The following is an 11,710-nucleotide window of genomic DNA, read 5'->3' as shown; positions in this document are numbered from 1 at the left end:
GGGGAGGGGTGGCGCCCTGTGCGCCCGCGTACGCTCCACCCCGCGCGCCCACGGGAAGGGGCCGCCCGCCGGCCCGGTGCCGACGGGTGACCCCTTCGTGTGCGCCGTCCCGCTACGGGCGGTGACGCTCCAGCTTCAGACCCTCCGCGTCCAGCTCACCGAACGGCGGGATCCGGTGGCTCTGGGCGAGGGAGCGGGCGGTGGCCGGGTCGGCCAGCCCGGCCCACTCCAGCACCTTGGCGGTGGCCGCCGCCGAGTCGTCGGCCGTCAGCTTGCCGATGTTGGAGCCGTGGTTGCCGCCGGGCACGGTGTAGACGTAACTGTCCTCGCTGCCCCGGCCGAGGTGGAACGGCTCGGCGCCCCACGGGTCGTTCTGCCCGTAGACGAAGATGATCCGCTCGGCGGAGCGCTTCACCCAGCGGTCGATGTCAGACATCGCGGACGGGTCGAAGCGCATCGGGATGTTCTTCGGCACGTAACTGCGCGGCGAGTACAGCTCCTTGAAGTCGTAGTGCTGCACGCCCTTGAGGTGCGGGACGTCGAAGCCGGGCGAGCCCAGCTCGGTGCCCGCCTGGTAGTAGTACGCGGTGTACTTGGCGAGCGACTGGTCGCTGTTGCCGGTGATGCCGGACTGGGCGTCGAACCAGGCGTACAGCTGGTCGTCGGTCGCGGTGGCCGCCGCCGGGACGGTCGCGCAGTCCGCCTCGGTGCTGTACTGCCAGAACGCCCAGACGACGTCGAGCACGCCCGCCTCGTAGGCCCGGTCGGCGCTGCCGACGGTGGTGAAGGTGGAGCCGGCGGCGGCGTTGTCGGCCACGTAGCGGGCCTCCAGCCGGTCGCGGCGGACCAGGAGTTCGCGCTGGGCGGCGTTGAGCGCGGCGCGGCACTCCGGGGTCCCGACGTTGCGGAAGAACGCGGAGTAGGCGGAGTCCTCGCGGTTGTCGACGTCGTTCGGGGCGACGTACGCGATCGTGGCCGTCACGTCGTCCGGGTAGAAGCGGCGGTGGTAGACGGAGGACATGCCGCCCTTGCTGGCCCCGGTGGAGAGCCAGTCGCGGTGGTAGATCCGCTTCAGCGCGGTGATGATCCGGTGCGAGTCGGCCGCGGCCTGCCGGATCCCGGCCTTGGTCCAGTCGGCGGGCTCCGGGCGGGACGGCGTGAAGTAGCGGTACTCGATGGAGACCTGGTTGCCGTCGGTCAGCCGGGTCGGCTCGGTGCGCGAGGGGTTGGTCCCGAGGGTGTACCCGTTGGTGTAGAAGACGGTCGGGCGGTCGTCACCGCGGTGCAGCACGCTGAGCCGCTGCTGGAAGGTGCCCAGCCAGGGCCGGAAGTGGTCGATCGGCTGGGTGTAGGTGAGCAGGAAGTAGCGGTGGCCGGTGGTGGTGGGCTTCTCCTCCGTGACGGTCATCCCGGGGATCGCCGCCAGGCGGTCCTTGATGTCGGCGGAGGGGTTGTCGGCGGTGGCCGAGCCGACGGCGTCCGCCGCGGGGGCGTCCACGGCGGGGACGTCCGGGGCTCCCGTGCTCCGCGCGAGCGCGGGCGACGCCAGACCGAGGGCGAGCAGGGGTATCAGCAGGACGGCGACCAGCAGCCTTCTGAGCGTGGTGGACATCAACTCTCCATTGGGTCAACGGAACTGTTCGTCACTCTTCGACAGGTCGAGCGATGGCCGTCCGGTAGACGGCCGAATGGGCCATCCGCCGGTAGCGGATGGCCCATCGGGAAGGGAGTCCTGGTCAGGGGCGCGGCAGGGTGCAGCCGGGGAGGGTGAGGTCGAGGCGGTTGCCGGACGCGAAGCAGGCCGGGATGCCGTAGGTCTGCTGGGCGTAGTTGATTCCCTGCCGGACCGTCACCGAACCGTTCTGGTCCACCTCGCACGGGTTGTTGACGGTGCAGTACTGACCGTCCTCGTTGCCCGTGTTGTTGACGGCCACGACCTGGCCGGTGCCGGCGTCGACCACGGGCGAGCCGGAGGTGCCGCCGATGGTGTTGCAGCTGGAGGTGTAGCGGACCGAGTCCTTGAAGGTCCAGCCGCCCTCCTTCAGCCGGTAGGCGAAGCCGTCGATCGAGCAGGAGTAGATCTTCTTCCAGTACCCGGAGACGACCTTGATCGAGGCGCCCTGCGCGGGGTGGCCGGCGGAGATGGTCAGCGGGGCGATCCCGTACTGCGACTGGATCGACGCATAGGTGGTGTTCAGCTGGTAGATCGACACATCGGTGTCGGTCATGGTGCCGTAGACCACCTTGGTCGCGCGGAGCGTGGCGAGGCTGCCGCCGGTGGAGCTGAGCAGCGAGAAGGTGCGGCTGGAGGCCTTGTTCACGACGACCTGGCCGGGGCCGGGCATACCGGACTCCAGGCAGTGGCCGTTGGACAGGACGAGCGCCGGGTCGTTCGCGGCCGAGCCAGGCAGCCGGACCAGGGAACCGGAACAGTTGCTGAGCGCCACCGTCCCGGCGAAGTTGACGGCGGCGGCGGCCTGCGCCTGCTGCCCCTGCGCGGCCACGGCCTCGACCGCGGCTTCGGTGACGGTGGCGGCCGTGGCGCCGACCGGGGCCGGGGCGCTCGCGGCGGCGGGGGCCGCTCCGGCGAGGGCGGTGGCCCCGGCGAACAGGAGTGCGGTGAGTATGCCAGTGAGCGGCTTCTTCATGAGAGACCTCTCGTTGTGGGGGTGCACCAAAGCTGGCGCGGACATGACGTGTTGTCAAGAGTCCCGCCACAACGCCGAGGCCAGGGGAAGGGCGGGATCCTACCGGCGCCGCGCACGCCCGCCCCCGCCAGCCGTCCCGTCCGTCAACTTCCGTTCCAGCAAAGGCGATCGAGTCCTACCTCAGGCCGGTGACCGCGCTGCGCCGCACCGGTGGCCCACCCCGCGCACCCGCCACACCGCCCCGGCCCGCTCGCGCGACGGCCACTGGAGAACGACTGAAGAAGCGCCGAAGAGACGTCGAACCGGTCAAGCCGATCGAACGACTGATCCAGCCAACCTGCCGCGCAAAGCCGGTCGGCCACCGTACTGTGGCGGGATCGGCCGAGTGACCGTATGGGGGCTGGAGTGACGACCGAGTACCGAAGTGACGCACAGTCGGAGCCGACGGGAGGAGCGCGGCAGGGCGCGGCCGGCGCCGGCCGCCTGCTCGCCGTGAGCGATCTGCACGTCTCCTACCAGGAGAACCACGACCTGGTGGAGAAGCTGCAACCCTCCTCCCCCGACGACTGGCTGATCGTCGCCGGCGATGTCGCCGAGCTCACCACCTCGATCGAGTGGACCCTGGGCCTGCTCGCCGAACGCTTCGCCCGCGTGGTGTGGGCCCCCGGCAACCACGAACTGTGGACCCACCCCGACGACCCGGTGCAGCTGCGCGGTGTGGCCCGCTACGAGCACCTGGTGGAACTCTGCCGCAGCCTGGGCGTGGTGACCCCCGAGGACCCGTACCCGGTCTGGCGGGGCGCCGGCGGGCCGGTCACCGTCGCCCCCCTGTTCCTGCTGTACGACTACTCCTTCCGCGCGCCCGGCACGACCACCAAGGAGGAGTCCCTGGAGGCCGCCTACACCAGCGGCGTGGTCTGCGCGGACGAGCGGATGCTCCACCCCGACCCGTTCCCCGACCGCGACTCCTGGTGCCGCGAGCGCGTCCGGCTCACCGAGCAGCGGCTGGCGGCCTGCGACCCGGAGCTGCCGCTGGTGCTGGTCAACCACTACCCGCTGGTCCGCCACCCCACCGAGATCCTCTGGTACCCGGAGTTCGCCCAGTGGTGCGGCACCGAGCTGACGGCCGACTGGCACCGCCGCTTCAACACCGCCGCGATGATCTACGGCCATCTGCACATCCCGCGGGTGACCAGCTACGACGGCGTCCGCTTCGAGGAGGTGTCGCTCGGCTACCCGCGGGAGTGGCGCCGCCGCGGTCTGCCGGACCCGCTGCTGCGCCAGGTGTTCCCCGAGGCCGACTGAGCCGCTTCCCGCCGCGCCCGGTGCGGGCGCGGCGGGCGCGGCGGGCGCGGAATCAGGTGTGGGTCACTCCGGCCCGGCCTGCGCCTTGGCCTCCGCCTCCTCGAAGGTCGCCGAGGCCTCCGGCCGGGCCAGCGTGACCACCAGCTCGCCGTCGCTCACCTCGGCGATCAGCGTGTCGCCCTCCTGCACGGTGCCCTCCAGCAGCAGGTTGGAGACCCGGTTGTCCAGCTCCGACTGGATGGTCCGGCGCAGCGGCCGCGCCCCGAACTCCGGCTGGTAACCCCGGTTCACCAGCCACTCCTTGGCCTGCTCGGTGACCTCCAGCCGCACGTCCTGCGCCTTCAGCCGGCGCCGGCTGCGCTCCAGCAGCAGGTCGACCACGGAGAGCAGGTCCTTCCGGGTGAGCGCATGGAAGACGATCACCTCGTCGATCCGGTTGAGGAATTCCGGGCGGAACTGCGAGCGCAGGTCGCGCATCAGCTCGTCCCTGATCTCGTCGACGTTGCCCGAGTGGTCGAGGATCCGCTGCGAGCCGATGTTGCTGGTCATGATGACCACGGTGTTGCGGAAGTCGACCGTACGCCCCTGGGCGTCCGTCAGCCGTCCGTCGTCCAGCACCTGGAGCAGCAGGTTGAAGACGTCCGGGTGGGCCTTCTCCACCTCGTCGAAGAGCAGCACGCAGTACGGCTTGCGGCGGACCGCCTCGGTGAGCTGCCCCGCCTCCTCGTAGCCGACGTACCCGGGCGGGGAGCCGACCAGCCGGGAGACGGTGTGCTTCTCCTGGAACTCGCTCATGTCGAAACGGACCATCCGGTCCGGGTCGCCGAACAGCAGCTCGGCCAGCGCCTTCGCCAGCTCGGTCTTGCCCACACCGGTCGGCCCGAGGAAGAGGAAGCTGCCGGTCGGCCGCTCCGGGTCGCCCATCCCGGCCCGGCCGCGCCGGACCGCCTGGGAGACCGCGGTCACCGCCTGGTCCTGGCCGATCACCTTCTGGTGCAGGTGCTCCTCAAGCTTCAGCAGCCGCTCCCGCTCGGTGGCGTTCAGCTCGGCGACCGGGATGCCGGTCCGCCGGGAGAGCACCTGCGCGATGTCGTCCGCGGTGACCTCGACGACCTCCTCGCGCGACTCCGCCATCGCGGCCAGCTCGTCCTCGGTCTGGCGCAGCTCGGTCTTGAGGTTGGCGGCCCGCACGAACTCCTCGTCCGCGATGGCCTCCTCCAGCTCCCGCCGGAGCTTGGTGATCCGGTCCTGCACCGGCGCCGCCTCCGTCGCGCCGCTCAGGCTGCGCAGCCGGACCCGGGCGCCGGCCTGGTCGAGCAGGTCGATGGCCTTGTCGGGCAGGAAGCGGTCGCTGACGTACCGGTCGGAGAGGGCGGCGGCCGCGTCCAGCGCCTCGTCGGTGAACCGCACCTGGTGGTGCGCCTCGTACGCGTCGCGCAGCCCGTGCAGGATCTCGATCGTCTCCTCGACACTCGGCTCGGGCACCAGCACCGGCTGGAAGCGGCGCTCCAGCGCGGCATCCTTCTCCACGTGCTTGCGGTACTCGTCCAGGGTGGTGGCGCCGACCACGCTCAACTCGCCCCGGGCCAGGGCCGGTTTGAGGATGTTGCCGGCGTCCATCGAACCCTCGCCGCCGGCGCCCGCGCCGACCACCGTGTGCAGCTCGTCCAGGAAGAGGATCACGCTCTTCTCGGCCTCCGTGACCTCGTCGATCACGGCCTTCAGCCGTTCCTCGAACTCGCCGCGGTACTTGGAGCCGGCCACCAGCGCGGTCAGGTCCAGGGCGACCACCCGCTTCTCCTCGAGGTTCTGCGGCACGTCCCCGGAGACGATCCGCTGCGCCAGGCCCTCGACGATCGCGGTCTTGCCGACGCCCGGCTCACCGATCAGCACCGGGTTGTTCTTGGTCCGGCGGGAGAGGATCTCGACGGTCTGCTCGATCTCCTCGGCCCGCCCGACCACCGGGTCCAGCCGGCCGGCACGGGCCTCCTCGGTCAGATCACGGCCGTACTCGTCCAGGGTGGGCGTCTGGCTGGGGTGCGCGCCCGTGCTGCTGCGCTCACCGCCCACGCCACGCCCGTCCAGGACCGTGCGCAGCGCCTCCTGCGAGGGCGCGGCGTTGCGCAGGGCCGCACCGGCGCCCGAGCGCTCCTCTCCCAGCAGCGCGCCGAGAATGTGCTCCGGCCCGATGTAGGAGGCACCGGCCGCCTGCGAACGGGCGTGCGCGGCCAGCAGCGCGCGCTTGGCGGCCGGGGTCAGCGAGGGCCGCCCTTCCGGCGCGGCCGTCGTGTCCCCGGAGGGCAGCGCCTTGGCCAGGTCGTCCGCGAGCCGGTCCGGGTCGATCCCGGCCCGCTCCAGCATCCGGCGCGACGGGTCCACCCGGGTGGCGGCCCAGGCCAGGTGCGCGGTGTCGAGGTCGCTGCCACCGTCCTCCACCGCACGCTGCGCGGCCAGCGCCAGCAGTTCCTGTGAGGACTCGCTCAGCAGCCGGCCGATCGGCACCCGTTGCACGGCGGGCGGGGACGCCATCGGGCTCATTCCGAAGAACCGGCTGAGCAGATCGGAGAACGGATCGTTCGATCCGAACGGGGGCATCGTCACGGTGGATCACCTCTCCCAAGCGGTTTGGCCCCACACAAACACAGGCGGCAAGCCCCCGCCTGTCGGGACAACCCGCCCGGTTACCCGGTGAAGTGGTCGAGCAGCACACCGCCGCTGTACGTGACCGCCATCGCCAGCACGCCGCCCACGATGTTCCGCAGCACCGCCCGCCCGGGCCCGGCCCCACCGAGGCGGGCGCTCACCCAGCCCGACAGCGTCAGCGCCACCAGGACGGCCGCCACCGTCACCACCAGCCGCAGGGAATCCGGCGGCAGCAGCACCGCGAGCAGCGGCACCAGCGCGCCGAGGGTGAACGCGGCGGCACTGGCGACCGCCGCCTGCCAGGGGTTGGTGAGCGCCTTCGGATCGATGCCCAGCTCGGTGTGCGCGTGCGCGGCCAGCGCGTCCCGCTCGGTGAGCGCCACGGCCACCTCCCTGGCCAGGCCGTCCGCCAGGCCGGCGCCGCGGAAGAAGTCGGTCAGCTCGTCCAGCTCGCCCTGCGGGTCCTCCGCCAGCTCGCGCCGCTCCTGCGCCAACGCGGCCTGCTCGGTGTCCCGTTGGGTGCTGACCGAGACGTACTCCCCGGCCGCCATCGACATCGCCCCCGCCAGCAGCCCCGCCACACCCGCCGCCAGCAACGCCGTCCGCGACTCCGCCGCACCCGCGACACCCGTCACGATGCCCGCCGTGGAGACCACCCCGTCGTTCGCCCCGAGCACCGCCGCCCGCAGCCAGTTGAGCCGCGCGGACAGCTCCGCCCGACTCGCCTCCTGCTCACCCATCGGCGCCACTCCCTCGACCACCTCCCCCACCCGATGATCACCCACCCCACCACCCCCCGCACCTCCACCACCCCCCGCACCTCCACCACCCGCCCGGCCGAGGGCCCCCGTCCATGCTCAGGCCGGCTTCGAACCTCCGACGCAGCAGCTATGGATCAGTCAACCGCGACCCAGCGGCCACGGTGATGGCGAACGAATCGAGCGTCGATTCGATGCTTCTGATGAGTCCGGAGAGCCCCTATCTCCTGATGCGTGAGCCCGTCGACAATTCGAAGGTCGTCGGTGAGATATCGCGCCCCGTAGTCGAAAAGAACATGGCAGTTAGGGCAGAGACAAAGGATGTTCTCCGGGACATCCGGACCATGATAAGGGTGGCCGATTGCCTGAATGTGCGCGCCCTCACTATAGAAGGAGCCGCCCGGCACCTGAAGGATCTGGCTACACATCTGACAGTGCCCCTTGTGTAGCCGTTTCACCAGTTGCGTGACGGCACTCTTACGGACAGTCCTCTGGATCGTGACGGACTGCCTGGGCACCGGCCCATGCACGCCTTCGTCGCCGTGAAACGGCTGGACCTCAACCTCATCACGACCCTCCGAATCTGCGGCAACCAGCCGGAACTGCCAAATGCGGTAGCCGTCCGCGCCAAGCTTGCTGTGATGTGATTCCACCCGAAAGAGGCCATCGTAACGAAAACCCGACTCGGGCGAATACTCGGGGTCTCCCTTGGCGCCACGAATGACACGGATCAGATTACCTTCAAGTTCACTCCGAACTAGACCGGCATTGCCAGGATCATCGATATTCTGATCACGGACCTGACGCTTGTTCTCTTGGCCGCCATGCCCGGTATAAATGATCACATCGCCGTAATCTTCATCGTCTCGGTAGCCACCCGATACGACGATTGAGTCTGCCCCTTCCGACGAGTTGCCGTGAATGCCGCTCATCAGCGGCGCGTGCACTCCAGCCTCGCTGAGCTCCCTCCGCCGCTGGTAGTGAGACCCCACCGGGTGACCTTCAATGTGCCCAAAGACCTTAGCCATGACACCAGTTTCGCAAGCGAGTACGACATCGCGGCCCGATTTTTGGAGACGGCAGAGAGTCAGGTCTTGAGGATCCACCGTCGGACGGATCCTTCACGGTGGCGGCTGGGGGGCCGGTTGAGGTGGGCTCGGACGGTTTCAAGCCGCCAACACCCGCTTGATAGGACCCACTTACGCCCGCCCCTCGACGCCCGCGGCCACGTCCCGCCGCCCAGCCCTAACCTGCGCGTTTCACTTGGACCCCTGTCCGGATCATGGCCAGGAACGCGAAAGTGCCTTCTGAACTGGGACGATGAGGCCTGTCTAAGGTCTCCGTCAGCCCAGCAGGAAGGCACTTTCTACGTGCACACTACCGGGTCACGTCCCCGGCTCATCGTCTCCACCAACGGGCGCGGGGTCGGCAGCCACGCCAGGTCGCGCCTGCTGGCCGACCTCGCCGATGCCACCGGCCTCACATAGGCCTTCAACGACGCCCTGCGTCGGCTTCGTCCGCGCGGCACCGGCCACGAACCGGGCCGGATCGCCGCCGATCTGGCGGTGATGCTCGCCGACGGCGGCGAAGCGATCGCCGACCTGCCCCTCCTACGTGACCAGCCCGAAGTCTTCGGACCGGTTGCCTCCACCCCGACCGCCTGGCGACTACTGGCTGGCATCGACCTTGCCGCACTCGCAGCGCTGCGCGCGGGCCGCGCCGCCGCCCGCAAGACCGCCTGGCTGCAAGCCGGCGAGACCCGCGACGGCATCCCTGTCGCCCACGCCGGCGGACGTGAACTGCCAGGCCTGGTCCTGGACATCGACGCCACCCTGGTCACCTGCCACTCCGAGAAGGAGAACGCGGCTCCGACCTACAAGCACGCTTCGGCTACTCGCTGTTGCACTGCTGCCATCCATCACCAGAGCGAAGAAGACCGCCAGGTCGGTGAGAACCCGATGCTACGCAGGAGCGGGATACGAAGGATTACCACGGCGACGGTGACATCGACTGCACGTCAGACTTGCACGCTAGCTGCGGAGTTGCGACCACATTCTCCCGGGGTGGAGCAGGGGAACCCCTTTACACAGCAACTGTCGGCGTACCTGCCCTAACCTGCGGGCGGCCCACGCCCACTGCGCCGTCTCCTCGCCGCCGGCGACGACTCACCGCCACGTACGGCTCGATCTAGCAACCATAGAGGACGCCCTGTGACCACACGAGAGCCAGCACCGGACTCCGCCCTGCAGGCTTCGCCACCCACAACTTGGCGATCAGCGTGCCAAATTTCTCGCTTGGGATGTGGTTCATGGCCAGAAGGGCCTAGACTACCCAGACCTCAATGTTGATCATATAACTGTGAGAGATAGTGCCATGACGACACAGCACAGCCTGACGCGTAGCACGGGCATGCAGTCTGCAGGATGGTTTCTTGACCTGCACTCGGCAGGTCGCCTCGACCTCGACCCTCCATACCAGCGGCGAAGCGTCTGGAACCTCTCCTTCAAACAATTCTTCATCGATTCACTTATTCGCAATTACCCGGCGCCGACCATATTTCTACAGGTTGACGTCTTTGTGGACAAGCCAACCTTGTATCGAGTTATCGACGGCAAGCAGCGACTTTCGGCGCTGTTCGAGTTTCAGAGAGATGAATTCGCAACGCCTGACACTCTCGACGACATCGGCCTGGGCGGGATGTATTTTTCAGAACTCCCCCAACCGGTAAAGCTTCAGATCCTGGAATACATATTCACGGTCGAGCAGATCAAGAACGCCTCCCCGGGTGAACTCAACCAGGCTTTCGATAGGCTCAACCGGAACGTCGCTCGCCTAAACAAGCAAGAGTTGAGACACGCCAAGTTTGAAGGCGAGTTCATCAAAAAGGTTGAGCAACTCGCCGAACACCCCTTCTGGGTTCAGGTCGGCCTTGTTACGCCAGCTCGAATTCGCAGAATGCAGGATGTCGAGTATGTATCGGAGCTGTATGTAGTTTCCTTGGATGGAATCCAAGAGGGCAAAGATTACCTTGACGAAATCTACGCCGGATACGACCGAGAGATTAAAGACGAGCGCGATGCAGACGTTCGATTCTTCTCGGTTCAGGATTACCTGAAGAGTCTTGATGATATTTTTCCGCTTAAGCAAACCCGGTTTTCAAACGTAGCAGACTTCTACTCCCTCTGGGCTGCAGTAACGACGATGCACCGGGATGGAAATCTGCCCGATGTGAAGTTGGCAGCTACCCGCCTAAGCGAGTTCGCCGCAGAGGTCGAGGCCCAGGAGACTAGGCGATCGAATTCTTATCGCGTCGCAGCAGTTCAAGGGTCAAACAAGAAGTCGAACCGAGAATTGCGCTCGAGCTACCTCATCGAAGCTTTGCAGAGGTAGCAATGTCGACGACAATACCGGCATCATTTCGAGGCCTCTACGACAATATCGCCTCAGAGCTTGAAGTAGGCAGGAAATACTTCCTCTCCCGCCTGGAAGCGGAGCTATCAGACCTAAGTCCGGTGGTTATTCAGGTCCGGGTAAAGGCTGCTGCTTCCGTATATGAGAAGCTTCAGAAGGGTGAATCGTCACAGCTTCGAGACCTGGACGACCTTATTGCCGCCCGCGCGGTATTCCTTCATCCAGATCAGGTCTCTAACGCCATCGACAGGTGCCGAAAGACATTCCCAGTTAGGGAGGAAAAGAATACAGAGGCCGGCAAACCGGAAGACTTCAGATACCAACAACCTCACCTTATCGTCGGATTTCCCGAGGATTATTCTGAGCGACGCCCCGAGCTCGGCAATATAAAGGTTGAACTGCAGTTCACAACCTATATCCAGCATGCCCTGCAGGAGTCAACACACGACGTAATCTACAAGGGTGCACGCTTCTCATGGCGAGAACATCGCCTAGATAGCAGGCTTCGCGGGCTCCTTGAGATAGTTGACGATGTCTTGGCAAACCTAGCTGACCTTGCAAAGGTTAATGAGGACCCTTCATACCCACTATTCGACTCGCGCAATCAGATCATCGCTGCAGCGCAGGAAATTTGGAGTGAAGGTCAGCTACCAACAGATCTTCGCAGGTTCGCAATCACAGTCGAAGGCCTTCTCAAAATTTCTGGCCTCACCGTGAGCCAGTGGATCGACCTTGCTGAATCCAACACGGATCTAATTTCCGCCTTCTCCTTGACGCCTATCGACAAGGTCCTTGGGGTAATTCTTCGACACAATTCAACTCAATTCATCAGCTCGCTCAAAAAGCGGAAGATCTTGGTCAGCTCGGAACTTGAGGCTCTCGTTCCAGAGGCCCAGGGAATTCCCCAAGTAAATCGCGTAAATATCTAGATCCCTACTCCGATTC

8 protein-coding genes and 1 pseudogene are annotated in these 11,710 nt (G+C 66.7%); 4 read left to right on the top strand and 5 right to left on the bottom strand.

All coding sequences use genetic code 11. The features are described from left to right. Positions 1 to 112 precede the first annotated feature (112 nt). Positions 113 to 1,612 carry a S28 family serine protease gene (locus ACIP82_RS08615; RefSeq protein ID WP_363607097.1) on the bottom strand — a complete coding sequence of 500 codons (1,500 nt, stop codon included), beginning with the start codon at positions 1,610 to 1,612 and terminating at the stop codon, positions 113 to 115. Between the two features lie 124 nt (positions 1,613 to 1,736). After that, positions 1,737 to 2,648, bottom strand: a complete 912-nt coding sequence (locus ACIP82_RS08610; RefSeq protein ID WP_400652157.1) for a serine protease — start codon at positions 2,646 to 2,648, stop codon at positions 1,737 to 1,739. A 405-nt stretch (positions 2,649 to 3,053) separates the two neighbouring features. Here ACIP82_RS08610 and ACIP82_RS08605 point away from each other — a divergent pair, with 405 nt between their 5' ends. Continuing rightward, positions 3,054 to 3,953, top strand: a complete 900-nt coding sequence (locus ACIP82_RS08605) for a metallophosphoesterase family protein (protein WP_400652154.1) — start codon at positions 3,054 to 3,056, stop codon at positions 3,951 to 3,953. A 63-nt stretch (positions 3,954 to 4,016) separates the two neighbouring features. On the opposite strand, the gene ACIP82_RS08600 is transcribed toward ACIP82_RS08605, so the two are convergent. The 3 genes from ACIP82_RS08600 to ACIP82_RS08590 all read right to left on the bottom strand — a co-directional run bounded on the left by ACIP82_RS08600 (position 4,017) and on the right by ACIP82_RS08590 (position 8,382). Then, positions 4,017 to 6,548 (bottom strand): ATP-dependent Clp protease ATP-binding subunit, encoded by a 2,532-nt coding sequence (locus ACIP82_RS08600; RefSeq protein ID WP_400652344.1) that lies wholly within the window; start codon positions 6,546 to 6,548, stop codon positions 4,017 to 4,019. 86 nt (positions 6,549 to 6,634) lie between these two features. Then, entirely contained in the window at positions 6,635 to 7,336 is a 702-nt protein-coding gene (locus tag ACIP82_RS08595; protein WP_400652151.1) for a VIT family protein, read from the bottom strand. A 155-nt stretch (positions 7,337 to 7,491) separates the two neighbouring features. Continuing rightward, the gene (locus ACIP82_RS08590) at positions 7,492 to 8,382 is read right to left on the bottom strand and encodes a YDG/SRA domain-containing protein (RefSeq protein ID WP_400652148.1); all 891 of its coding nucleotides are present in this window, start codon (positions 8,380 to 8,382) and stop codon (positions 7,492 to 7,494) included. Positions 8,383 to 8,661: 279 nt separating this feature from the next. On the opposite strand from ACIP82_RS08590, the pseudogene ACIP82_RS08585 reads away from it, so the two are divergent. The 3 genes and pseudogenes from ACIP82_RS08585 to ACIP82_RS08575 form a co-directional block, all read left to right on the top strand. Continuing rightward, positions 8,662 to 9,234, top strand: a pseudogene (locus tag ACIP82_RS08585) (transposase); the annotation flags it as partial. 493 nt (positions 9,235 to 9,727) lie between these two features. Then, a complete protein-coding gene (locus ACIP82_RS08580) occupies positions 9,728 to 10,744 on the top strand; it encodes a DUF262 domain-containing protein (protein ID WP_400652145.1) in 1,017 nt (338 codons plus the stop codon). A 2-nt stretch (positions 10,745 to 10,746) separates the two neighbouring features. Continuing rightward, the gene (locus tag ACIP82_RS08575; RefSeq protein ID WP_400652142.1) at positions 10,747 to 11,694 is read left to right on the top strand and encodes a hypothetical protein; all 948 of its coding nucleotides are present in this window, start codon (positions 10,747 to 10,749) and stop codon (positions 11,692 to 11,694) included. The last annotated feature ends 16 nt before the right edge of the window (positions 11,695 to 11,710 follow it).

Source organism: Kitasatospora sp. NPDC088548 (genome assembly GCF_044753005.1).
In the GTDB taxonomy this organism is placed as follows: domain Bacteria; phylum Actinomycetota; class Actinomycetes; order Streptomycetales; family Streptomycetaceae; genus Kitasatospora.
This window is presented reverse-complemented; position numbering and strand designations above follow the sequence as displayed.

Excerpts from the sequence above, each read along its gene's own strand:
- ACIP82_RS08615 (WP_363607097.1), bottom strand. The coding sequence starts at position 1,612 with ATGTCCACCACGCTCAGAAGGCTGCTGGTCGCCGTCCTGCTGATACCC.
- ACIP82_RS08610 (WP_400652157.1), bottom strand. The coding sequence starts at position 2,648 with ATGAAGAAGCCGCTCACTGGCATACTCACCGCACTCCTGTTCGCCGGG.
- ACIP82_RS08600 (WP_400652344.1), bottom strand. The coding sequence starts at position 6,548 with ATGCCCCCGTTCGGATCGAACGATCCGTTCTCCGATCTGCTCAGCCGG.
- ACIP82_RS08595 (WP_400652151.1), bottom strand. The coding sequence starts at position 7,336 with ATGGGTGAGCAGGAGGCGAGTCGGGCGGAGCTGTCCGCGCGGCTCAAC.
- ACIP82_RS08590 (WP_400652148.1), bottom strand. The coding sequence starts at position 8,382 with ATGGCTAAGGTCTTTGGGCACATTGAAGGTCACCCGGTGGGGTCTCAC.
- ACIP82_RS08580 (WP_400652145.1), top strand. The coding sequence starts at position 9,728 with ATGACGACACAGCACAGCCTGACGCGTAGCACGGGCATGCAGTCTGCA.
- ACIP82_RS08575 (WP_400652142.1), top strand. The coding sequence starts at position 10,747 with ATGTCGACGACAATACCGGCATCATTTCGAGGCCTCTACGACAATATC.